This is a genomic window from Agrobacterium sp. CNPSo 2736, assembly GCF_004005385.1.
GTDB lineage: Bacteria > Pseudomonadota > Alphaproteobacteria > Rhizobiales > Rhizobiaceae > Agrobacterium > Agrobacterium leguminum.
The window spans coordinates 19736-43514 of sequence record NZ_RZTX01000008.1; the positions used below are offsets into that span (position 1 = coordinate 19736).

20 protein-coding genes are annotated in these 23779 nt (G+C 60.0%); 9 read left to right on the forward strand and 11 right to left on the reverse strand.

The window, feature by feature from the left end; translation table 11 throughout:
• Nucleotides 1-7: 7 nt before the first annotated feature.
• Nucleotides 8-700: an ectoine/hydroxyectoine ABC transporter permease subunit EhuD gene (gene ehuD, locus EM858_RS14845; RefSeq protein WP_127757083.1), complete on the forward strand. Its 693-nt coding sequence runs from the start codon at nucleotides 8-10 to the stop codon at nucleotides 698-700.
• Entirely contained in the window at nucleotides 697-1476 is a 780-nt protein-coding gene (gene ehuA, locus EM858_RS14850) for an ectoine/hydroxyectoine ABC transporter ATP-binding protein EhuA (RefSeq protein ID WP_127757084.1), read from the forward strand. Before ehuD ends, ehuA begins: the two co-directional genes overlap by 4 nt.
• 11 nt (nucleotides 1477-1487) lie before the next feature.
• On the opposite strand, the gene EM858_RS14855 is transcribed toward ehuA, so the two are convergent.
• The 8 genes from EM858_RS14855 to EM858_RS14890 all read right to left on the reverse strand — a co-directional run bounded on the left by EM858_RS14855 (nucleotide 1488) and on the right by EM858_RS14890 (nucleotide 9706).
• On the reverse strand, nucleotides 1488-2483 hold the full coding sequence (locus tag EM858_RS14855; RefSeq protein ID WP_127757085.1) for a hypothetical protein: 996 nt from the start codon (nucleotides 2481-2483) through the stop codon (nucleotides 1488-1490).
• 159 nt (nucleotides 2484-2642) lie between these two features.
• Entirely contained in the window at nucleotides 2643-3512 is an 870-nt protein-coding gene (locus EM858_RS14860) for a sugar phosphate isomerase/epimerase family protein (RefSeq protein WP_127757086.1), read from the reverse strand.
• Nucleotides 3513-3577: 65 nt separating this feature from the next.
• Nucleotides 3578-4243 (reverse strand): nucleoside triphosphate hydrolase, encoded by a 666-nt coding sequence (locus EM858_RS14865; RefSeq protein WP_127757087.1) that lies wholly within the window; start codon nucleotides 4241-4243, stop codon nucleotides 3578-3580.
• A gap of 26 nt (nucleotides 4244-4269) precedes the next feature.
• Entirely contained in the window at nucleotides 4270-5118 is an 849-nt protein-coding gene (locus EM858_RS14870; protein WP_127757088.1) for a sugar phosphate isomerase/epimerase, read from the reverse strand.
• A gap of 1 nt (nucleotide 5119) precedes the next feature.
• On the reverse strand, nucleotides 5120-6115 hold the full coding sequence (locus EM858_RS14875; protein WP_080818895.1) for an ABC transporter permease: 996 nt from the start codon (nucleotides 6113-6115) through the stop codon (nucleotides 5120-5122).
• Nucleotides 6112-7128 (reverse strand): ABC transporter permease, encoded by a 1017-nt coding sequence (locus EM858_RS14880; protein WP_127757089.1) that lies wholly within the window; start codon nucleotides 7126-7128, stop codon nucleotides 6112-6114. The genes EM858_RS14875 and EM858_RS14880 overlap by 4 nt, the downstream gene beginning before the upstream one ends.
• Nucleotides 7121-8611 carry a sugar ABC transporter ATP-binding protein gene (locus EM858_RS14885; RefSeq protein WP_127757090.1) on the reverse strand — a complete coding sequence of 497 codons (1491 nt, stop codon included), beginning with the start codon at nucleotides 8609-8611 and terminating at the stop codon, nucleotides 7121-7123. Before EM858_RS14885 ends, EM858_RS14880 begins: the two co-directional genes overlap by 8 nt.
• A 117-nt stretch (nucleotides 8612-8728) precedes the next feature.
• Nucleotides 8729-9706, reverse strand: a complete 978-nt coding sequence (locus EM858_RS14890; protein ID WP_003521644.1) for a substrate-binding domain-containing protein — start codon at nucleotides 9704-9706, stop codon at nucleotides 8729-8731.
• 239 nt (nucleotides 9707-9945) lie between these two features.
• Between EM858_RS14890 and EM858_RS14895 the strand changes: the two genes are divergently transcribed.
• From EM858_RS14895 to EM858_RS14915, 5 genes are all read left to right on the forward strand, one after another.
• On the forward strand, nucleotides 9946-11025 hold the full coding sequence (locus EM858_RS14895) for a LacI family DNA-binding transcriptional regulator (RefSeq protein WP_127757092.1): 1080 nt from the start codon (nucleotides 9946-9948) through the stop codon (nucleotides 11023-11025).
• 81 nt (nucleotides 11026-11106) lie between these two features.
• Entirely contained in the window at nucleotides 11107-11433 is a 327-nt protein-coding gene (locus tag EM858_RS14900) for a tetratricopeptide repeat protein (RefSeq protein WP_080820923.1), read from the forward strand.
• Nucleotides 11434-11587: 154 nt separating this feature from the next.
• Complete coding sequence (locus EM858_RS14905; protein WP_080818898.1) at nucleotides 11588-13471, forward strand: sigma-54-dependent Fis family transcriptional regulator; 1884 nt, start codon at nucleotides 11588-11590, stop codon at nucleotides 13469-13471.
• Nucleotides 13472-13629: 158 nt separating this feature from the next.
• A complete protein-coding gene (locus EM858_RS14910) occupies nucleotides 13630-14703 on the forward strand; it encodes a 2,3-butanediol dehydrogenase (protein WP_127757093.1) in 1074 nt (357 codons plus the stop codon).
• A gap of 113 nt (nucleotides 14704-14816) precedes the next feature.
• Nucleotides 14817-16619: an NAD(P)/FAD-dependent oxidoreductase gene (locus tag EM858_RS14915; RefSeq protein WP_127757094.1), complete on the forward strand. Its 1803-nt coding sequence runs from the start codon at nucleotides 14817-14819 to the stop codon at nucleotides 16617-16619.
• Between the two features lie 59 nt (nucleotides 16620-16678).
• Here the strand turns inward: EM858_RS14915 and EM858_RS14920 are convergent, their stop codons facing one another.
• Nucleotides 16679-17098, reverse strand: a complete 420-nt coding sequence (locus tag EM858_RS14920) for a helix-turn-helix domain-containing protein (RefSeq protein ID WP_127757095.1) — start codon at nucleotides 17096-17098, stop codon at nucleotides 16679-16681.
• 269 nt (nucleotides 17099-17367) lie between these two features.
• On the opposite strand from EM858_RS14920, the gene EM858_RS14925 reads away from it, so the two are divergent.
• The gene (locus tag EM858_RS14925) at nucleotides 17368-19086 is read left to right on the forward strand and encodes a chloride channel protein (protein ID WP_127757202.1); all 1719 of its coding nucleotides are present in this window, start codon (nucleotides 17368-17370) and stop codon (nucleotides 19084-19086) included.
• A gap of 77 nt (nucleotides 19087-19163) precedes the next feature.
• On the opposite strand, the gene catB is transcribed toward EM858_RS14925, so the two are convergent.
• Both catB and EM858_RS14935 read right to left on the reverse strand, forming a co-directional pair.
• Entirely contained in the window at nucleotides 19164-19799 is a 636-nt protein-coding gene (gene catB / locus EM858_RS14930; protein ID WP_127757096.1) for a type B chloramphenicol O-acetyltransferase, read from the reverse strand.
• 332 nt (nucleotides 19800-20131) lie between these two features.
• A complete protein-coding gene (locus EM858_RS14935) occupies nucleotides 20132-22921 on the reverse strand; it encodes a bifunctional aconitate hydratase 2/2-methylisocitrate dehydratase (RefSeq protein WP_080818901.1) in 2790 nt (929 codons plus the stop codon).
• 358 nt (nucleotides 22922-23279) lie between these two features.
• Between EM858_RS14935 and EM858_RS14940 the strand changes: the two genes are divergently transcribed.
• Nucleotides 23280-23777 carry a spore coat U domain-containing protein gene (locus EM858_RS14940; protein ID WP_080818902.1) on the forward strand — a complete coding sequence of 166 codons (498 nt, stop codon included), beginning with the start codon at nucleotides 23280-23282 and terminating at the stop codon, nucleotides 23775-23777.
• Nucleotides 23778-23779: the final 2 nt, after the last annotated feature.

The following is a 23779-nucleotide window of genomic DNA, read 5'->3' on the forward strand; positions in this document are numbered from 1 at the left end:
TCGGCTCATGATGTATGGTTACGAATGGGACACGACCACCTGGCTCACCTACACGACCTCCATCCTGCCCATCATCCTGATCGGGCTTACGGTGACGCTGAAGGCCGCCGCCGCCGGTTTTGCCATTGCGCTGGTTCTGGGGCTCGTCTTCGCGCTGCTGCGCCGCAGCCGCGTCAGGATGATCTCCTGGCCGACCGCGCTGATTATCGAATTCCTGCGCGATACGCCGCTTCTGGTGCAGCTGTTCTTTCTCTATTACGTGCTTCCGGATTTCGGCATTGTCCTGCCGGCGTTTCTGACCGGCGCGCTGGCGCTCGGCCTGCAATATGCCGCCTATACGTCCGAGGTCTATCGCGGTGGCATCGAGGCGGTGCATTACGGCCAGTGGGAAGCGGCGACGGCGCTCAATCTCACGCGCATGCAGACCTATCGGGATATCATCATCCCGCAGGCCATTCCGCGCATCGTTCCGGCCATGGGCAATTATCTTGTCGCCATGATCAAGGAAACGCCGGTGCTTTCCGTCGTCACTGTTCTGGAAATGATGGGGCTTGCCAACATGATCGGCGAGCGCACCTTCGAATATCTGGTGCCGCTGACGCTTGTGGGCCTGATCTTCCTCCTTCTGACCATAATCTGCTCGGCAGGCCTCAGCCGCCTGCAAAGGGCGCTTCCAAAAGCAGGAATACCCTTGCGATGACCAACAACACCAACCAGCCGCTGATCGAATTTTCCGATGTCACCAAACGCTTCGGCATTCTGACGGTGCTCGACCAGTTTAATTTCAGCGTGGCGAAGGGCGAAAAAGTCACCCTCATCGGCCCTTCCGGCTCCGGCAAGTCAACCGTCCTGCGCATTCTCATGACGCTGGAGCCGTTCCAGGAGGGAAAGCTGACCCTTGCGGACATGCCCTACCATGAGCCAGGCGGCAAAGGACCTTTCAAGGCCTCGGAAAAACATCTGCGCCAGATCCGCAACCACGTCGGCATGGTCTTCCAGAGCTTCAATCTCTTTCCCCATATGACCGTCCTTCGCAACATTGTGGAAGCGCCGGTGCGGGTTCTGGGCATCAGCCGCGCAGAGGCGGAGGCGCGCGCAGTCGAATTGCTGAAGATGGTCGGGCTGGCGGACAAGAAGGATCATTATCCGGTGCAGCTTTCCGGCGGACAGCAGCAGCGTGTCGCCATTGCCCGTTCGCTTGCCATGCGTCCGCGTGTTCTGCTTTTCGATGAGCCGACCTCGGCGCTCGACCCGCAACTGGTCGGCGAAGTGCTGTCCGTCATCCGCGACCTGGCCCATGAGCATGACCTGACGATGCTTCTTGTCACCCATGAAATGCGTTTTGCCCGGGAAGTCTCGGACCGCGTCTGTTTCTTCGACAAGGGCCGCATCTGCGAACAGGGGAAACCGGACGAGATTTTCGGCCAGCCGAAAGAAGACCGCACACGCGAATTTCTCGCTTCCGTCTTACGGTGACCCTCGTGCAATCAGTCAGCGGCGGAGGACAGAACCTTTCCGTCCCTGCCCTGCACGATACCATGCGACGGAACCGGTGGAGCATCGGCAGCAGGCAGGGGCGCGATTATCAACCACGCACCGGGATAGTCCTTGCGAAGATGCCGGGGATTATAACGAATATTGCTTCCGGCGGCATGGTGAAGCGTCCCGAGCGTTGCGTCTTTCGACAGGACACCTCTTTTGATCTCGTGGAGTTTTCGCTCGCCATCAAGGGCAAACGTTGCTTCGGAAAGATCGAAACTGTCGATGTGAACGGTCTGGTCCTGAGCCGTATCGAGAACCCATTTATCGGAATCGACGAAGCCATCGGTATAGACGTTGCCGGTGGAGGTGCGCAGGGACGTGCCTTTCGGCACGGTGATGCCGTCAACAACATTGCCATCGGAAAGAGTGCAGTTGCTGAAAGCGGAGATGCCGCCATCGGGCGAAAGATCGAACTCCACCGGTTGCGTCGCGTCGCAGCGCCAGCCGCTCTGGTTGGTCACGCCGTTGCCGGTAATCCGCATGGTCTGCGGGGTAAAGCCCACCGTTTCGTAATTCTCGTTGGTTTTTATCGCGATATAACGGGCGATTTCGACGGCATCGATATCCGCCACCCGCACCGGATGCGGAAACACGGCCCGGTCGAAGGCTTCCCTGTCGTTGGCAATGGCCAGTTCGAGTTTCGTGCCCTTGGGCATGTCGATCTGGCCAAGACGCGCCGGCTCTAGCAGTTCCGGCCGATGGCTTGCCGCCCTCTCTTTGTCATAGGCGCGCATCTGCAGATAAAAATCACCGAACCGAAAGAGGGTGAAAAGCGCGACGGCGGTTACCAGCCCATAGGGCAGGATCATCGGGCGCTTCCAGCGGCCTGCCACATATCGTACGAACAGCGAGAGCGTCCAGACGATCCATATGAGGGTCGTGATGAGCAAGAAGGCAAGAAGAAGCAGCGCTTCGACGGACGGGAGGGCGACAGGGATCATGCAAACCAATGGTCTTGGGCGGATCGTTTTGATCCTGAAGAGACATCAGTGCTTTAGCCCACAAGCGGTTGTCTTTTCAACTCGGCGATGGCGGGCAAACATAGCAATGGCTGCCCGGGCGACAGATGGCCGCCGCCCGGTCAGTCCACTTATGGGGCGTCAGGCGCCAAGGACGAAACGGGAGAATGCCAGGGCATTGCGGGCATCCTCGTCCATTTTCGCGAGGTCGGCGCCGCCGCTGAGATCGCGCCACACCTTGATGTCGGAGCCGATCGTGCCGCCGGTCTTGACGAAAGGCTCCATGACGACCGCGCCGGTGTAATTGATATCGCGAAGGGCGAGGCCGATTTCGTGCCAGGGCATCCTGCCCTTGCCCGGTACGCGGCGATTGCTCTCGCCGGTATGGAAATGCCCCAGCAACGGGCCGGCCGTGCGGATGGCCTCGCCAAAACTGTCTTCCTCGATATTCATGTGGAAAGTATCCAGCATGACTTTCACGTTGTCCTTGCCGACATCCTTGACGAAAGCGACGCCTTCGGCCGCCGTGTTGAGAACGTGGTTTTCGAAGCGGTTGAGAACTTCGATGCAAAGGTTGATGCCGAGGTCATTGGCGAAATCGGCAATGCCGTGAATGCCTTCCACGCCGCGCGCATAGTCACCCGCCTTGTCGACCGGCTGCGAATAGTCGATCGGCCAGTAGGAGTGCAACGCGCCGCCAATCGTATGGATGTCGAGCTTGGCGACATTGGCAAGGGTGCGTTCAAAGAACGCCTTGCCGGCTGCGCGAACCGCAGCATCCTCAGACGACAGGTTCTTCGTTTTCGAAGGGCCGATGCCGGCGGTGAGGATGATGCCGTTATCCTTCGCGCTCTGCCTGATGACGGCGAGTTCGGCGTCACTGTATTCATTGATGTGGTGGGCGGCGACTTCGATGATATCGAAACCGAGCCTGGCGACCTTCTCGATATAGGGGCCGAACTTGGCGCTCCACTCATGTTCCCAGTAAGAGTAATAGATGCCGTGTTTCATGGGGGTCTCTTTCGCTTTTCTGTTTCGCTTGACTTTGGGTGGGAGGCGCAGCCCTTCAGGCAGGTTCAGGACGCGGCAGTGCTTCCCGGATTTCCGATGCGGAGGTCCGGCTCCGTGCTTGTGGATGTGATGAAGCGGCCATTGGGGAGATCGTTTTCCTCCACCTTCCGGTTGATCTCGCCCTCGCCGAGACCGAAGCTCCGCCAGCGGTCCCGCAGTCTTGCACGCAGGTCGTCCTCGTCGACATCGACGAAAATCGTGAGATCGAAGATCGGCTTGAGGCGATCCCATGGCGACTGGCCGGCGAGGAGATAGTTACCCTCGCAGACGATGATATCGACGGATTGCGGGATCAGACGGCCACCGGCGCGGGCGATCTCGATGGCGCGGTCGAAGACGGGAACGGCAACGACATCGTCCTCATTGGCCTTCAGACGCTCAAGCATGTGGCGCAGGCCGTGGGCATCGAACGTATCGATGGCGCCCTTGAAGGGACGGCGCTTCATCTCTTCCAGAACGGCATCGTCATAATGAAAGCCATCCATCGGGAACAGTGCGGCGGACACGCCTTCGCCTGCGTTCAACGCATCGACCACGCATTCAGCGATGGTTGATTTTCCCGATCCGGGCGCACCGGCAATCGCAATCATCACACGCCGGCCCTTTGACCCTTCCAGTCGCTGGAGGGCAAGGCCCGCAATCTCGCGGGCATTATCGTCAATAGTGTTCAAGGTGCTTGCCCCGATAATGAGTACTTTCAGAAAATGCGGTACTGGTTTGCCTTGTCGCGCAGGAATGACAGTCCCCTGTCGAGAACCTCATCGGCGCTGGGCGCAACCGGCCGCCAGGTCGAAATCGCGCCCGCCATCTCCCTGGGCATCGCGGCGAAGCTTTCAAGCGTCAGCACGCCCTTGAAGCCGATGGCTGCGAGCGCTGAAAACACCTCGTCCCACGCAACATTGCCGCAGCCCGGCGTGCCGCGGTCGCTTTCCGACATATGCATGTATCTCAGATGGTTGCGGGCGGCGATGATGCCATTGGCGATGCCCTTTTCCTCCATATTCATGTGGAAGGTATCGAGATGGATGAAGACGTTGTCGGCGCCGATGCGCTCCACCAGCGCCACCGCCTGTTCGGCGGAATTGAGCAGATGGTTCTCGTAGCGGTTGACGGTCTCGATGCCGAATTGCAGGCCGTGTGTTTTTGCGTGGCCGGCAGCCCGCGAAAGCGCCCTTGTCAGGTTGTCATATTCACCCTGTGTCGGCGGAAATCCGGTTCGCTCATTGGTGCCGCCGTAGGTAACACCCGTCAGCGCTTCCGCGCCCATATCGGCGGCCTTGTCGAGCGCAGCGCTCAGGTGATCGATTGCCGCGTCGGGACGCACGGACGCCCAGGCGGGCTCCGGCAGCACCAGCGAGCATACGGCGCGCAAGCCGTATTTCTCCAGCAGGGCGCGCGTGTGTTTTGCATCGACGGCAGGGATATCGATAAGCGGGATTTCGATGAAATCCTGACCGTAGTCCGCGGCAGCGGCGATGGCCCGTCTGGCGTTTTCGTGGTCCCAGTTCAGGGACCACATCATTGCGTGAACACCGAAGCCTTTCACGTCATACCTTCTTTCTGAGAGATGCGAAGTAGCTTGAAAACAGGCCGCGCGCCGCCATGACGACAATCATCAGCACGCCCCAGAGCGCCGTTGCCAGATGCTGGTTGGCGCCAAGAAGATTGAGGCCGGATGACAGCAGTTGCAGAACGATGAGCGCGACAAAGACGGGCAGCACCCGACCGAAACCGCCGAACGGATTGATGCCGCCGAGAAAGGCCGCCAGCACCGTGATCAGCAGATAGGATTCCCCGTGGCCGACACGGACGGAGTTGAAACGCGCAAGCATGATGATGCCGGCAACCGCACACATCAGGCCCGAGAGCGTGTAGACGAGAACCTGAATCTTGCGCGTATTGAGGCCGGAATAACGCGCGGCTTCGATGTTCGAGCCGATCATCAACAGGCCGAAGCCGAGCTTGGTTCGTGTCAGCAGCACATGCCAGAGGCCGACGCAGACGATGAAGATCAGAAGCGGGATCGGCAAACCGAGAAGCGTGCCGTGACCGAGCGGCGCCATATAGGCGGGGAAACCGGAGACGTCTCCGCCACGGGTGAGAAATTCGCCAAGGCCGCGCAGAAAGATCATCATCGACAGCGTCACCAGAATGGGGTGCGCGCGGGTGTAGGCAATCGCCGCTCCCGTCATCGCTCCGGCAGCGCCGCCGGTGGCGAGTGCAGCAAGGCAGGCGAACAGGAATGCGCTCGGCGGCGCATCCACCCCGCCATGGGCCTGCAACACCCAGGCTGCGGCGAGACCCGACAGATTGGCGGCGAAGGTGACGGACAGATTGATGCCGCCCGTCAGAAGCGGCAGCAGCATCGCCAGTGTCAAGAGACCGAGTTCCGGCAGCTGGAAGGCGACCGAACCGAATGTCGCGAGCGAGAGAAAGTTATCGGCAAAGGTTCCGAAAATGAGCATGACAGCGATGAAAGCAATCACCGGCCCGGCCATGTCGGCACCGAAAATCGCGTTGAATTTCCGAACGAGACTGTTCATCGCTGTGCGCTCCCCTTCTTCGCGGATGTCCGTAAGGCGCTCGGCAGGAGCTTGTCGAACCGGGTGGAAGAGAGCGTGATGGCGATGAGGATGATGGCCCCGACGATCATCTTAAAGGCAAAGGGAGAAACGCCCATCAGATTGAGGCCGTTCTGGGTGATCGACACCATCAGCACCCCAAGCACACAGCCGATGACCGACCCCTTGCCGCCGCCAAGCCGCGCGCCGCCGAGAACGGTTGCGGCAAGAACATCCAGCTCGCGGCCATAAAGCGCGTTCGGCACCGCCTCCTGCGCATAGTGCGCCTGCATGAGCCCGGCAATGCCCGCCATCAGGCCAAGCCAGCCGAAGGAAATGTAGTGCATGGCGCCAATATTGATTCCGAAGCGGCGTGCGCCTTCCGGATTGTCGCCGAATGCATAAAGTTTGCGCCCGACAGTGGTGCGCGAAATCATGAACCAGGTGGCGAGGCAGCAGAAGATCATGACCACGACCGGCAGCGTCAGCTCGACCCAGGAACCATCGGACATCTCACGCTCGTAAAACACCACGCGCGTCGACAGCCATTCCGGCAGGTCGTAGATCGACACGCCCTTGGTGAAGAACATCAACAGCCCGAAGAAGATGTTGAAGGTGGAGATGGTCGCGACGATGGAAATGATGTTGAGCCGCCAGACGAGGAAGGCGTTGACGAAGCCGAGACCGAGGCCAACCGCGCCGGCAATGATGAAACCTTCCGCCCAGTTGCCGCCGCCGAGCGCATTGAGCGCCAGCACCGTCGCATATTGGACGACGGAGGCCGCGACCGCGAAGGAAATGTCGATACCGCCCGAGATCAGCACCACGAGCAGGCCGACCGCAAAGATGATGTTGACCGCCGAGACATTCAGCACATCGAAGGCATTGGAGATGGTGAGGAACCGGTCGGTGGCGAATGACAGTCCCGTGCAGAGCAGCACCATGACGACAAGCAGCGTGAATTCGGTTGTATGTCCGAGGATGAGCCTACGCATAGATGGCGGCCTCCAGTTCGGTCAGCGACAGGCGTCGCGGATCATAGGTGGCGTGGAACCGGCCTTCGACCATGTGGATGACCCTGTCTGTATTGAAATAAACTTCCGGCGGCTCGTCGGAGATCACGATGATCGAAAGACCTTCTGCGGCGAGCTTGCGGACGATTTCGAAGATGCCGGCGCGGGCGCCGACATCGACCCCCACGGTCGGCGCGTCGAGGATGAGGATTTTCGGCCCAATCGCCAGCCACTTGGCAATCGCCACGCGCTGCTGGTTGCCACCCGAAAGCGTGCGGATCGGATCTTCCGGCAGCCCGATCTTGACGCCGAGCGCCGAAATCCAGCGGGAAACGACATCCGCCTTTTTAGACGGTGAGATGAGGCCGCCGCTCAGCAGCCGGTCGAGCGAGGCCATGACCAGATTGTCGGCAATGGACTGCGGCTGGTTGAGACCAAGCGAAAGCCGGTCTTCGGAAAGATAGGCGACGCCCGCCCGGATCGCATCGCGGTTGGAATGAAAATCCACCGTCTTGCCGTCAATCAGGATTTCACCCGATTGCGGCCGATGCATGCCGAACAGTGTCAAAGCCAGTTCCGTGCGGCCGGCTCCCAGAAGTCCGGTTATGCCAAGCGTTTCGCCCCGCCGCAGATCGAACGAAACATCCTCGAACTCGCCGGCCCGGCTCAGCCCGCGCACCGAGAGAACGACGGGCTTGTCATCGTGATCGGCGGCGATGACGGCGCTGTCGAAATTGCGGCCGGTCATCAGCTCAGTCACCCGAGACTGGGTCATGCCTTCAACGGGAAAGACGCCGACAAGCGAGCCGTCTCGCAGCACGGTGATGCGGTCTGAAATCTCAAGCACTTCCGCAAGGCGGTGCGAGACGAAAACAACCGCGACACCGGAGGCCGACAGGTTGCGGACGATGTCGATCAGATAGTCGGTTTCCGACTGCGTGAGCGACGCGGTCGGTTCATCCATGAAAACCAGCCGCGCTTCCCCGACCAGCGCGCGGGCAATCGCCACGATCTGACGCTGGGCGATGGGCAGTTCCTTGAGCGGCTTATCAATATCGATCTCGACGCCGAGCCGGGCCAGCGCCTTTTCGGCAGCCTGTTCGATGGCGCGCTTGTCGACCAGCCCGTATTTTCCATTCACCGCGTACTGGAAGCCGATATTTTCAGCCACCGTCATTTCATCGAACAGCGCCAGATCCTGCCAGATCACCTGAATGCCAAGCGATTGCGCAAGCGTCGGGTTCATCGCGGTGATCTGCTTGCCGTCGAAATAAAGTTCAGCATCGCTTTCGGGCGTATAGACGCCCGTGATGACCTTGATCAGCGTGCTTTTACCGCAGCCGTTTTCGCCGGCAAGGCAATGCACTTCACCCGGATTGACCTCGAAAGAAACACCCTTCAGCGCGCGGACGCCGCCGAAGGTGACTTTGACATTTTTGAGGGACAGGAGCGGTTCTGCGCTCATGATAACGTAAATCTCCTTCGCCGCGGCAGCATTGCAGACGTGGCGCTCGGCATGTTTTCCAGATGAGGCGTCGCGCGAGTATGACACCTCGCGCGACGCCCTTGGCCTTGGGGAGGATCAGAGGCCCATGGAAACGAGCTTGTCGATGCTTTCCTTGTCGATCTTCAAAAGCTGGTCGACGACGATGGTGTTACCCTCGGGATTGATGGTGCCGAGACCTTCGATATTGTCGCCGGCCTTGGGTGTCTCGCCCTTGGCGATACGGTCGGCGAGCGTGATGAAGACCTCACCGGCCTGCTTCGGGTTCCACATAAAGCCGCCCGTCAGCGCGCCCGACTTGATGAGCTTGGCGCCCTGCCCCGGCGAGAACGGGCCGATGACGAAGACCTTGCCATCCTTGCGCCGCTCTTCCACGGCGCGTCCGGCACCGATCGGCCCCTGCGAACCGAAGGCGAGGAAACCGCTCAGGTCGGCATTGGCGGACATCAGGTCAAGCGCCGTCGAACGGCTCTTGTCGAGGTCCTCCGCTACGCCGTAGCGATCGCCAACGAGCTTCATGTCCGGATAATTGGCCTTGATGTAAGCGATGGCGGCATCCGCCCAGGCATTGTGAAGCGGAACCGTAAGCGAACCGACGAAGACGGCATAGGAGCCCTTGCCGCCCATCTTTTCCGCCAGCAGCTTGCCATGCGCTTCGCCGAAACCCTTGGCGGATGCCAGTTCGAAATCCCAGTCGGCGCCGAGTTGCTTGGGCGATTCGTGGGTGATGACCTTGATACCGGCGGCCTGGGCCTTTTTTAGCACCGGCTCCAGCACCTTCGCATCATTGGGCACCACGCCGATGAAATCGACCTTCTGGGCAATCAGGTCCTCGATGGCGCGGACCTGCAGGGCGGGATCGGCGCTGGTCGGGCCGACCATGAAACCGTCGACGCCGAGCTTCTTGCTCTGCTCCTTGATACCGGCCTCCATGGCATTGAACCACGGAATGCCGCCGATCTTGACGACGACGCCCACCTTCGGCCCTTCGGCGAAGGCTGCGGACGAAAGCAGCGCAAGCGACAGGCCGACCGCTGCAGCAATAATTTTCTTCATCATGTTCCTCCTCAAAAAAACAGGCAAACGAAACCCGCCGCAGCCATTTCTTCATCTGGCGCGTTCAAAATTTCTCATCTCGCTTATTCGAGACTCTCCCTTGCCACTCCCACAGCAACCATCTTGCACAATCGATATTGCCAAGTTGCACAATCGATGGTGCAATAACCATATCATGAAGCTCCCTTCCGTCAAGGGGACGCGTGCTCTAATAATCGGAATCAGTTGGGGAGATCACAGTGACGGGCATAAGTTCCAAGAAAGCCACCATTTATGACTTGTCGATATTGTCGGGTGCATCAGCTTCGACAGTGAGCGCCGTGTTGAACGGATCGTGGCGCAAGCGCCGGATTTCCGAGGAGACTGCCGACAGGATTCTCTCGCTCGCCAAGGCGCATCGTTACACTACCAACCTGCAGGCGCGCGGTTTGCGGAGTTCGAAATCCGGCCTCGTCGGGCTTCTGGTGCCCGTTTATGACAACCGGTTTTTCTCCTCGATGGCGCAGACATTCGAGGGGCAGGCGCGCAAACGCGGCCTGTCGCCCATGGTGGTCTCCGGGCGACGCGATCCCGAGGAGGAACGGCGCACCGTCGAGACCCTGATCGCCTATTCCATCGATGCGCTCTTCATTGCCGGCGTGACCGATCCAGATGGCGTGCACCAGGTCTGCGCCCGCGCGGCGCTGCCGCATGTCAATATCGACCTGCCCGGCAAATTTGCCTCCTCGGTCATTTCCGACAACAGGCACGGCGCGGAAATACTGACATCGGCGATCCTTGCCCATGCGGATAAAAACGGGCCTCTCGGTCCCGATGACGTCATCCTGTTCGGCGGTCATGACGACCACGCCAGCCGCGAGCGTATCGACGGCTTCCATGCCGCCAAGGCCGCCTATTTCGGGGCGGAGAGCGGAGACGATATCGAGATCACCGGTTATTCACCGCATATGACAGAGCTGGCATTCGAACGTTTCTTCGAGCGCAGGGGCCGCCTGCCCCGCTGTTTCTTCGTCAATTCATCGATAAATTTCGAAGGCCTGCTTCGTTTCATGGGGCGTCATGACGGTGAGGCCTTCGGCGACATCGTTGTCGGCTGCTTCGACTACGACCCGTTCGCGTCATTCCTTCCCTTCCCGGTCTATATGATCAAGCCCGATATCGCGCAGATGCTCGAAAAGGGTTTCGAACTGCTGGAAGAGAACCGGACCGAGCCGGAAGTCACCATCATCGAACCGAAGCTCATCCCCCCGCGAACCGCTCTCGAAGGCCCGCTCGACGACATATGGGACCCGGTTGCATTGCGGCGCATGGCGAAGTGAACGCGCAAAATCCCGATTGACCTCAAGCGCGCTTGAGGTCGTACCGATTGCATGGTGCTTCACCATTGCAACGGGATAATGATGATCGAAAAACTCATGAGGATGCTGGAAGACGGACGGGACAGCCCGCTCCTGCGCTTTTCAATCGCAAAGACGCTCAAGGCGGCCGGGCAGTTCGAAGACGCCGCTTTTCATCTCCAGGAGGCCGTCCGGCAGGATCCCGACTATTCGGCGGTCTGGGCCGAACTCGGCGAATGTCGTGCACGGCTGGGAGATGACGACGGCGCCATTGCGGCATGGGTGGAAGGCATCGCGGTGGCCGTGAGGCGTGGCGACATTCAGGCAAAGAGGCAGATGGAGGTTCGGCTGCGACGTTTGCGGTCACGCGCCCTGAAGGGCGTCAGTTGATGAGACGCGCATCACGGGCGCAACTCGGCCGCGTCGCTGCCAGCACAATCGAGCCAATACGCTAAAAATTCACCGGGAGGTTAGCCAGACTTCATAAAACTGGATATGATCGCTGGGAAAATCACGGGAGGCGGCTGTCGAGGGCCGGTGGTTTATGGGTTTTTCCGATCACATCAAGGAAATTGAGCGCGTCCGACGGGGCGGGAATACCGGCCGCGACGCGGTGGTGCTCGAATCCTGGCGGCGTTGTCTCGATACCTATCAGCTTGATCCGGCCAAGGCCCGCGAAGCGGTGATCGTTTCCGAGACATGCCTACGTGAACATCGCCAGCGGGCGGAAGACCTTGTGCACATCGCCCGTTCCGGCCTGGAGCGGCTATACCAGCAGGTGGCCGAGCAGAATTACGTTCTTCTTCTTTCGGATCAGCAAGGGGTGACGGTCGAGTTTCTGGGCGACCCGTCATTCAACAACAATCTGCGCAAGGCCGGGCTTTACCTGGGCTCGGAATGGTCGGAACCGCGCGCCGGCACCTGCGCCGTCGGCGCCTGCATCGCCACCGGCGAAGCGCTGACGATCCACCAGACCGATCATTTTGATGTGACGCATACGCCGCTTTCCTGTACCGCCGCCCCGATCTACGATACCCAGGGCGCACTCACCGCCGTACTCGATATTTCACTCCTAAGTTCGCCTATCCTCAAGACCAGCCAGAACATGGCGCGTCATCTGGTTTCATCGACCGTGCGAAGGATCGAACTGGCAAATCTGATGGCCAGCAGCCGTCATGATCTCGTGCTGCGCTTTGCTGGCGCGCCCGAATTTCTGGACGTCGACCCCGAAGCGGCTCTGTCCGTCGATGGCTCCGGCCGGATAACGGGCATGACGCATGCCGCCGCACGCCTTCTCGCCGCATCGCACGGGCTTGACTGGCGCATGCCGGAACGTCTCCTCGGAGAGCGAGTTGAGGAGTTTTTCGAGGCCGGCTTTGATGAGCTTGCCTCTCTCACCCGGTCAAGCCTGCCGCGGGAGCGGCGCATTGTCGTGAAGGATGGCACGGTGCTTTATGCGCATGCGATCGAACCGCAACAACGCCGGTCGACCGTGCCGCTTGCCCGTCCAAAGCCCCGGCCCGTCATGAAAGAGATCGGCGGCGATGGGCCGGCGGTTCGAAACCTCAGACGCAAGGTGGAAAAACTGGCGCCCGCGAAACTGCCGATCCTTCTGCAGGGCCAGACCGGAACCGGCAAGGAACATCTCGCACGCATCATCCATGACGCCAGCGGTGTTACAGGCCGCTTCGTCGCCGTCAACTGCGCCGCCATTCCCGAACAGCTGATCGAAAGCGAATTGTTTGGCTATCTGCCTGGGGCCTTCACGGGCGCGTTGGCGAAGGGACGCAAAGGGCTGGTGGAAGAAGCGCAGGGCGGGACGCTTTTCCTCGACGAAATCGGCGACATGCCGTTTGCGGCGCAAAGCCGGCTGTTACGCGTATTGGCCGAAGGCGAAATCCTGCCTGTCGGTGGCGCCACGCCTCAGAAGGTGGATTTCAGGGTGATTTCCGCATCGCACCGCCCGTTGAGCGACATGGTGCGGACAGGAGATTTCCGCGAAGACCTCTATTACCGCCTGAATGCGGCTGTGTTGACCTTGCCCGCACTAAACGAGCGCGATGATTTCCCCTGGCTTCTCGATAAGATTCTGGAAAAACATGGGCTGCCCGGTCGTCCTCTCACACTTTCCAACGCAGCGAGGATGTCGATCCTTGGCCATCGCTGGCCCGGCAATATCCGCGAGCTGGACAATGCGATAGCCTTTGCCGCCGCCCTTTGCGACGACGGGGTGATTACGGTGGAAGACCTTCCCGATCATCTTGCCGCCACCGCATCAGCCCCGATGATTGACAGTCGCGGGGCCGATCTCGGCGCGCTTCTGGCGGCCTGCAACGGCAATGTGTCGGAGGCCGCACGCCGGCTCGGCATCGATCGCACGACGATGCACCGGCGAATGCGACGCCTCGGCATCGGAAAACCTCACTAACAGGTGAGGCATATGCCACGGCTGTTGCGCCACAGCTGTGGCGTCATACAAAACCGGCATTCTCGTAGAACCCCGCAATTTCAGGCTTCCAGCACGGCAAACCGTGCTGGCACGGGCATTGCACCTTCTCTGGCATCAGGAGCCATCGAGGAGAAAACATGCGCGCGCTCAGATTTCATGCAGCCAGGGACCTGCGGGTTGAAGACATTCCCGAGCCGAAACGGCCTGGGCCGGGGCAGGTTCTCGTCCGCAACCGGTTCGTCGGCATCTGCGGCACCGATCTGCATGAATATAGTTACGGTCCGATCTTCATCCCCACCGAACCGCACCCCTTTACCGGCGCACATGGCCCGCAAATTCTCGGTCACGAATTCGGCGGTGTCGTGGAGGCCATCGGCGAAGGCGTCACCTCGGTCGGCGTCGGTGATCGCGTCTCGATCCAGCCGCTCATCATGCCGCGATCCGGTGACTATTTCGCCGACCGTGGCCTCTTCCATATGAGCACGCAGCTGGCGCTGGTCGGTCTCAGCTGGGAAGGCGGCGGCATGGCGCAGGCAGCACTCGTCAACGAATATAACGTTCAGAAGATTCCCGACGAGATGACAGATGAAGAGGCCGCACTCGTTGAACCCTCAGCGGTTGCTGTCTATGCCTGCGACCGCGGCGGCGTCACCGCCGGCAACAGCGTTCTGGTCACGGGCGCCGGCCCGATCGGCATGCTCACGCTTCTGGCCGCGCGTGCGGCCGGCGCTGCCCAGCTCTTCGTGTCCGATCTCAATGATGCCCGCCTTGAGCTTGCCCGCAGCATCGTCCCCGACGTCATCACTATCAACCCAAAGCGCGACAATGTCGGTGATGTCGTGCGCGCGGCAACGGAAGGCAAGGTCGGCTGCGATGTCGCCATTGAATGCGTAGGCAATGAACATGCGCTCAAGGCCTGCGTCGATGCGGTGCGCAAACAGGGCGTCGTCGTACAGACCGGGCTGCATCCGCATGAAAACCCGATCGACTGGTTCCAGGTGACATTCCGCGACCTGGAGATCAAGGGCTCATGGGCCTATCCGACCCATTATTGGCCGCGGGTCATCCGACTCATCGCCTCCGGCCTGCTGCCGGCGACGAAGATCGTTACCAAGCGGATCACGCTCGATACGGCCGTGTCTGAGGGCTTCGATGCCCTGCTCGATCCCGCCGGCACTCATCTGAAGATCCTGATCGATCTTTCGAAATAGGCTTTCCGCCTCCGCATGCCGGGAAGAGGAGCCCGGTATGCGGGAGCCGTTGGCTTTCGGGGCGGCGACTTCGCCGCTCCACGATCAGACCAAGCACCATGGAGGAGATGAATATGCTTGATGTCAGTCCCGCCACCAAAATCGACACGGTTCTTTCCAAGCTCGGCAATGCGCTGGAAAATGGAGACATAGACACCGCCGTCAACCTGTTTCAGGCCGATTGTTACTGGCGCGATCTCGTAACCTTCACCTGGAACCTGAAAACGCTGGAAGGGCGAGACCAGATCCGCGACATGCTGACGAGCCAACTTTCCGCCATCAAACCCTCGGGCTTGGTGCAGGATGTGAAGGAGCAAGCCTCGGAAGGCGATGGCGTCACCGAAGGTTGGTTCGAGTTCGAGACCGGAGTTGCCCGTGGTTACGGCCATATCCGCCTCAAGGATGGGCTGATCTGGACCCTGCTTACCACCATGAGTGAACTGAAAGGCCATGAAGAGCCGAAGGGTATCCGGCGGCCCATGGGCGCAGAACACGGCCACGACCGCAACCGCCGGACCTGGAAGGAAAAACGCGAGGCCGAAGCCGCCGAACTCGGCTATTCGGAGCAGCCCTACGTCGTCATCATCGGCGGCGGACAGGGTGGTATCGCGCTTGGCGCGCGTCTTCGCCAGCTTGGTGTGCCGGCGATCATCATCGAAAAGAATGAGCGACCCGGCGACAGCTGGCGCAAGCGCTACAAATCGCTCTGCCTGCATGACCCCGTCTGGTACGATCACCTGCCCTACATTCCCTTCCCGGAAAACTGGCCGGTCTTCACGCCGAAGGACAAGGTGGGAGACTGGCTGGAAATGTATACAAAGGTCATGGAGCTGAATTATTGGGGCTCCACCACCTGTAAGTCGGCCCAATATGACGAAGCGACGGGCGAATGGACGGTGGTTGTCGACCGCGCCGGCAAAGAGGTCGTGCTACGGCCGAAACAGCTGGTACTGGCGACCGGCATGTCGGGCAAGGCGAATATCCCGAAATTTCCCGGACAGGATGTCTTCAAGGGCGAACAGCAGCACTCCTCTCAGCATCCAGGCCCCGACGCCTATGCCGGCAAGAAGGTCGTGGTAATCGGCTCCAACAACTCGGCGCATGATATCTGCGCAGCGCTCTGGGAGGCGGGCGCCGATGTCACCATGCTGCAGCGGTCCTCCACCCATATCGTCAAATCGGACTCGCTGATGGATATCGGCCTCGGCGATCTCTATTCCGAGCGGGCAGTGGCAAACGGCATGACAACGCGCAAGGCCGACCTCATCTTCGCCTCCCTGCCCTACAGGATCATGCATGAGTTTCAGGTTCCGATTTACGACCGCATTCGCGAACAGGACGCCGATTTTTATGCCGCCCTGGAGAAAGCCGGCTTCATGCTCGATTTCGGCGATGACGAATCGGGCCTGTTTATGAAATATCTGCGGCGTGGATCGGGTTATTACATTGATGTCGGGGCCTGTGACCTCGTGATCGACGGCTCGATCAAGCTCAAATCCGGTGTCGACGTCTCGCATCTGACGGAGAACGCCGTGGTGCTGAAGGATGGCACGGAGCTACCCGCCGATCTGGTGGTCTATGCGACCGGCTATGGTTCGATGAATGGCTGGGCGGCTGATCTCATTTCGCGCGAGGTGTCGGAAAAGGTGGGCAAATGCTGGGGCCTCGGCTCCGACACCACCAAGGATCCCGGCCCTTGGGAGGGCGAGCAGCGCAACATGTGGAAACCGACCCAACAGCAGGCGCTGTGGTTCCACGGCGGTAACCTGCACCAATCGCGGCACTATTCGCAATATCTGTCGCTACAGCTCAAGGCGCGGCAGGTAGGGTTGAAGACGCCCGTCTATGGCCTTCAAAAGCCGCATCATCTGTCCTGATCAGAGCCCGGGGGCGCAGGCCGATCTCGGCGCCCCCGGGCGACAGGCATGTCTTCCGTCTAAGTCTTCTCTACGTTTCCAAGCTCGCTCAATATGGCAATCAGCTGCGGCGCCGTTTCGCGGATTTCCTTGAGATGGATCGCGCTCAGATGCGCCATGACCTGCTCGGCCTTTTCCGTCAGCTGTAACGTCTGACGGCGGCGATCGGCAGGGTCTGGTTCGCGCGTGATGAGGCCGCCGCTTAACAGACGACCGGCGAGCTCGGTTGCCGAATGGGGCGCGATCAGCAACCGTTCCGCAAGTACCCCTACCGTCATGACCTCGCCCTCCGGCAAGCCCTTGATGGCTAGAAGCGCCTGATGCTGCTGCGGCGGCAGGCCCGCCGCCTGCGCGGCCGAGGTGCTGAAATCCATGAATTTCTTGAGTGTGTGGCGAAAGACGGCAAGCGCCTCATATTCCGATTGGGTCGGCAATGTCATATTTCGCAAGCCCTTATCCTGGTCGCCTCTCATTCTTCTTTAGCCCGACTATCCGCGAATGAAAATCGCCGGATATTTTGAGAGATTACAAATCCATTGATTTATATCGTATTACGATATATTTATCGCGCCACTATTTTCGTGCACCCAAGGATAAGCCGTTGACCCAAGCCTCTTCACCCTCCAGATCAAGTCAATTCGACAGCGGTTTTCCAAGGCGGCAAGCCGGAGATTTCACGACGGACAAACGCGTGCTGCTGCTGATCGCCATGGCATGCATCGTCGGCTCGCTCGGGGCCCTTGCCGCATGGCTTCTGGTCAGCCTCATCCAGCTTGTCACCAACATTGTCTGGCTTGGCAGGTTCAGCACGCACGAGGTCAGTTTCGCAGACATACATCCTTCCCTGTGGATGGTCGTGGCGCCGGTCCTCGGCGGTATCGTCATCGGGCTGATGGCCCGTTTCGGTTCGGAAAAAATCCGGGGGCACGGCATTCCGGAAGCGATTGAGGCCATTCTCATCGGCGGCAGCCGCATGTCGCCGAAAGTGGCGCTCCTGAAGCCTCTCTCGTCCGCCATTTCGATCGGTAGCGGCGGGCCCTTCGGCGCGGAAGGCCCGATCATCATGACGGGCGGCGCGATCGGCTCTCTCTTTGCGCAATGTTTCCACATGAGCAGCGCGGAACGCAAAACCCTGCTCGTGGCAGGCGCCGCCGCCGGCATGACGGCGATTTTCGGTTCGCCGATCGCCGCTGTCATGCTCGCGGTCGAACTCCTGCTATTCGAGTGGAAGCCGAGAAGCTTCATACCGGTTGCAGTCGCCGCTGCGGTTTCGATTACCTGGCGGCCGTTCTATTTCGGCACCGGTCCGCTATTTCCCACGGATTTCGCTTATGATCTGCCATGGTGGGGGCTTGCGCCCTGCGTCCTGATCGGCGTGCTCGCCGGCCTGCAGTCCGGATTGATGACTATATTGCTCTACAAGATCGAAGATCTTTTCGAAAAGCTCCCCATCCACTGGATGTGGTGGCCGGCGCTCGGCGGCCTCGCCGTCGGCCTCGGCGGCCTGATGGAGCCAAGAGCGCTCGGCGTCGGTTACGACATCATTGCCGACCTTCTCAATAACCATATTGCCGCTCAGGCCGTCCTCACCATTCTTCTGGTCAAGTCGGGAATATGGCTCATCGCCCTGTCCTCGGGCACATCCGGCGGCGTGCTCGCGCCGCTTCTCATCCTCGGCGGATCGGCGGGTTATCTGACAGGGACATTCCTGCCCGGCGAGCCCGCCCTCTGGGCGTTGCTCGGCATGGCCGCCATGATGGGTGGGACAATGCGCGCACCGCTGACCGGCATCTTCTTCGCGATTGAGATCACTGGCGATCTCAGCACCGCGATCCCGCTCATGATAGCCACCGTGGCCGCCTATTCCGTCACCGTCCTTTTGATGCGGCGCTCGATCCTCACGGAAAAGATCGCCCGGCGCGGCCAGCACATCACACGCGAATATGCGATCGATTCCTTTGAGCTCACCCGTGCGTCCGAGATCATGATCCGCAAGGTCGACACGCTGCCTGCCGGGATGATGGTATCGCAGGCGATTTCCTTCTTCACCGGCTCGCAGGAAACGCACCGGACATATCCGGTGGTACAGCCCGAGGGAACGCTGGTGGGGCTTGTGTCGCGGGCAGACATTCTCTCCTGGCAACAGGAGCAGCATGGCGGCGAAGAAACATTGGCCGACAGGCTGGCTGACCGTGAAATCCCGGTTGCGCACGAAAACGACCCCGTTGGGTTGATCGCCGACCTGATGCTTAGCGCCGACACGGGCAGGATCGCCATTGTAGACAAATCCTCGAATAGTCTCGTCGGTCTCGTTACGCGCAAGGACCTGCTTCATCTGCGCCAGGCGCAGCAGAGGTCTGAGCAGGAACGGCAACCCTTCATCGGAACGGCAATGACAAATCGCCGCCAGCCTGCGACGACGCCCTGAAACAGGGCAGACCTTTCCGCTCGCCCGCATGGCACCCGAAAGCGCCGACCCGCCTCGATGAGACGGGCCGGGCATTTTTACGGCTGCGGCTTATCGGATCGCCAGAACCGATAAAGCTCGGCGACATTTCCGCTTGTCATGAGCGGCATTGCCGCCTTCAGCCGCGCCGCCGGCCAATCCCACCATTTCATCTCGAGCAGCATGGCGATGCTGTCGTCATCGAACCGCTTGCGGATCGTTTTTGCGGGATTGCCGCCGACGATGGCATAGGGTTCGACATTCTTCGTCACCAGCGCCCGCGTTCCGATCACGGCGCCATCGCCGACCGTGATGCCGGGCATGATGATCGCTTCCGAGCCTATCCAGACATCGTTGCCGATGACGGTATCGCCCGCCGGCAGATAACCGTTGCCGGCATTCTCGAATTCCGGCACCTCCGGCATGAAGAAGAACGGGAAGGTGCTGATCCACTCGTTGCGATGGCCCTGATTGCCGGCCATGATGAAGGCGGCGCCCGAACCGATCGAGCAGAAGCTTCCGATCACCAGCCTGTCCGCACCTTCATCCGGCAGCAGATAACGGGCGCAATCCTCAAAGCTGTGGCGGTGATAATAGCCGGAATAATAGCTGTATTTCCCGACCACGAGGTTCGGGCTCCTGACCTGCTTGTCAAGCGTGATGCCCCGGAACGGGCTTTCGAAGTAATTTTCCATTGGAGTAATCTCACTGCATATGTTCGCATTCGCTTGCCTTCAGACAAGCCGACGCCGAGCGCCAAGCCTGTCGGCTTTTCGCTCGATGCTCCTCGCGCGGCGGCGGGAGCTAGATGCAGGTGATACTCGATGCTTTTATCATTCCGTCTGGTTATCGCAAAAAGGGGAAAAGGCCAAGCCGAGACATGTCGCCAGTCTCCCACGGCTTAATCGGAGTACCGCAGGCCCATAAAAAACAGCGGGGATTTCTCCCCGCTGTCCGCGTTCATTCGGCATTTTCAGTGCATCGCCAGCGCGGAGCCTGTAGCCCACGCACTGCGATAATCACGGCCTCAGTAATGGACCGACTGCGAATCGATCGGCGTTACCTTCGGCGGGGCGAACTTCGTCAGGTCGATCCCTTCGACGGCAGAGCGATATTCCTCGATGCTCGGCGTGCGGCCGAGGATGGCCGAGAGCACCACGACCGGAGTGGAGGCCAGAAGCGATTCACCCTTCTTTTCAGCCGTATCTTCCACCACGCGACCCTGGAACAGGCGTGTGGAGGTTGCCAGAACGGTGTCGCCCTTTTCGGCCTTTTCCTGATTGCCCATGCACAGGTTGCAGCCCGGGCGTTCGAGATAGAGAATGTTCTCGTATTCCGTCCGGTTGGTGGTTTTCGGCTTCAGATCATCGAACTCGAAGCCCGAATATTTCTGCAGGATTTCCCAGTCGCCTTCCGCCTTCAGCTCATCGATGATGTTGTAGGTCGGCGCGGCGACGACGAGCGGCGCCTTGAACTCGACCTTGCCTTCGGACTTCTCGATGTTCTTCAGCATCTGGGCGACGATCTTCATATCGCCCTTGTGCACCATGCACGAACCGACGAAACCGAGATCGACCTTCTTGGTGCCGCCGTAATAGGAGACCGGGCGGATCGTATCGTGGGTGTAGCGACGGGACACGTCGTTGTTGTTGACGTCAGGGTCGGCGATCATCGGCTCGTCGATCACGTCCAGATCCACGACGACTTCGGCGAAATATTTCGCATTGTCATCGGGCTTCAGCGCCGGCTTTTCGCCCGAGCGGATTTCGGCAATGCGCTGATCCGCCTTGGCAATCAGTCCCTTGAGCGTCTGGGCGGGGTTGTCCATGCCCTTGTCGATCATGATCTGGATGCGCGACTTGGCGATCTCCAGCGACTCGATCAGCGTTTCGTCCTGCGAGATGCAGATCGACGCCTTGGCCTTCATTTCGGCCGTCCAGTCGGTGAAGGTGAAGGCCTGATCGGCGAGCAGCGTGCCAATATGCACTTCGATGATGCGGCCCTGGAAAACGTTGTCGCCGTGCTGCTTCAGCATCTGCGCCTGCGTGGCGTGCACCACGTCGCGGAAGTCCATATAGGGCTGCATCGTGCCCTTGAAGGTGACCTTGACCGACTGCGGGATCGGCATGGTCGCCTCGCCCGTTGCCAGCGCCAGTGCGACGGTGCCGGAGTCAGCGCCGAAGGCAACACCCTTGGACATGCGGGTGTGGCTGTCGCCGCCGATGATGATCGCCCAGTCATCCACGGTGATGTCGTTCAGCACCTTGTGGATCACGTCCGTCATCGAGTGATAGGCGCCCTTCGGATCGCGCGCGGTGATGACGCCGAAATTGTTCATGAAGGACATGAGCTTCGGAATATTCGCCTGCGCCTTCTTGTCCCAGACGGACGCCGTGTGGCAACCGGACTGATAGGCGCCATCCACCAGCGGCGAAATGACGGTGGCCGCCATCGCTTCCAGTTCCTGCGCGGTCATCAGGCCGGTCGTATCCTGCGAGCCGACGATGTTGACCTTGACGCGAACGTCCGAGCCGGCATGAAGCACCTTGCCGGGGGTGACGCCGACGGCGTTGCGGTTGAAAATCTTCTCGACGGCGGTGAGACCCTGGCCTTCGATGGAAATTTCCTTGTTGGGTGCGAAGACCGGAGTGGTCTCGACACCGAGCGTTTCAGCCGCGAATGTCTGGAGCTTCTTGCCGAAGACGATAGCGTAAGAGCTGCCGGCCTTCATGAACTCCATCTTCTGGGGCGTGAAGGAAGAGGCGATATCCACCAGTTCCGTGCCGGCCTCGTCGCGAAGCTTGCGGTTCCTGGCGTCGATCTTGAGGACGGTGCCGGTCTCGACCGAATATTTCTGCTCGAGGATCGGGTTGCCATCGTTGTTGAGGATCGGCTTGCCGTCTTCGCCGAGCTTCTTCACCCAGTTCTTCAGGTTGATGCCGATGCCGCCCGTCACATCGACGGTGGTGGCGAAAATCGGCGAGATGCCGTTGGTGCCTGCGACGATTGGGGCGTAATTGACGAAGGGCACATAGGGGCTGGCCTGCTTGCCGGTCCACAGCGCCACGTTGTTGACGCCCGACATGCGCGACGAGCCGACGCCCATCGTGCCCTTTTCGGCGATCATCATCACCCGCTTGTCCGGATGCTGCTTCTGCAGCGCGACGATTTCCGCCTGCGCTTCCGGCGAGATCATACACTGGCCGTGCAGCTGGCGGTCCGAGCGCGAATGCGCCTGATTGCCGGGAGACAGGAGGTCGGTGGAAATATCGCCTTCGGCGGCAATGAAGGTGACGATCTTGATCTCGTCTTCGACATCCGGAAGCTTGGTGAAGAATTCAGCCTTGGCGTAGCTTTCCAGCACGGCCTTGGCGATGGCGTTGCCGGCCTTGTAGGCGTCGCGCAGGCGGAACATGTCGGCATCGTAAAGGAAGACCTGCGTCTTCAGCACTTCGCCGGCCTCAGTGGCAATCGCAGCATCGTTACCGAGCGCGATATCGAGCAGCACCTTGATCGACGGGCCGCCCTTCATGTGCGACAGCAGCTCCAGCGCGAAGGAAGGCGTGATCTCCGGCACGACGACTTCGCCGAGGATGATCTGCTTCAGGAAGGCCGCCTTGACGCCGGCGGCGCTCGTGGTGCCCGGCAGGGTGTTGTAGATGAAGAATTTCAGGGCATCAGCGCGGTGCTCGCTGCCCGCATCCTTGATCAGTTCGATAATCTCGGCCGTCAGTGCACCGTCATCGATCGGCTTAGGCGCGAGACCCTGTGGTTCTCTGCTTTTGATTTCAGCCAGGTAATCCAAGTAAAGGTTCATCGCAATCCCAACGTCATGATGTCTATGGGGCCGAACACAGCGTCACCGAACGGTACTGTTGATCGGCCCGGGTTTCTATCGATTTCGAGTACGCCAACCGGGGCCGGCTGACAAGATGTCGCATTTCAGTAAAAAACTCGTAGACGGGATTTAGCGTCGATCCTGTGCTTTGCAATCCCGCCGCGATACTTTTGATTGTGGCGCCCACTGCATTTCAGCCAGTGGTTTTTCAGGCATTCCCCATTAAGGATTTATTAACCAAGTTGATACGAATATTAGATTATTCTAATTACCCGTTATTGGCGTAATTCATGTTGCGCACCGAAAAATCAGCAGCGCAGCAGCTTGGGGAGGCAGCATGAAGTTTGCAGCATCAGGCTATCTATTATCGTTTGCGGCACTGGTTCTCACGCCGGCATCGGGCGTCGCGCAGGTCGCCACGACGAATTTCAACGTCCAGATCACCATTCAGGCGGCGTGCCAGATCAATTCCGCCGGCAACCTCAATTTCGGCACCAATGGTGTGATCGGCAGCAATATCGATGCGACCAGCGATATCATCGTGCAATGCACGGCCAGCACACCCTTCAGCCTGGGTCTCAGCGCCGGCGCCGGCTCTGGAGCGACGGTCGCCAACCGTCTGATGACATCACCTGCGGGTGCGACCATTTCCTACTCGCTTTATACGACTGCGGCACATAGCACGGTGTGGGGGAACACCGTGGGAACGGACCGGCAAACGGGAACCGGAACCGGGGCGCCGCAGACATTCACTGTCTTTGGGCGCGTTCCCGCCCAAACGACACCCGCGGTCGGCGTCTACACCGATACGGTGACGGCCACGCTCAACTACTGATC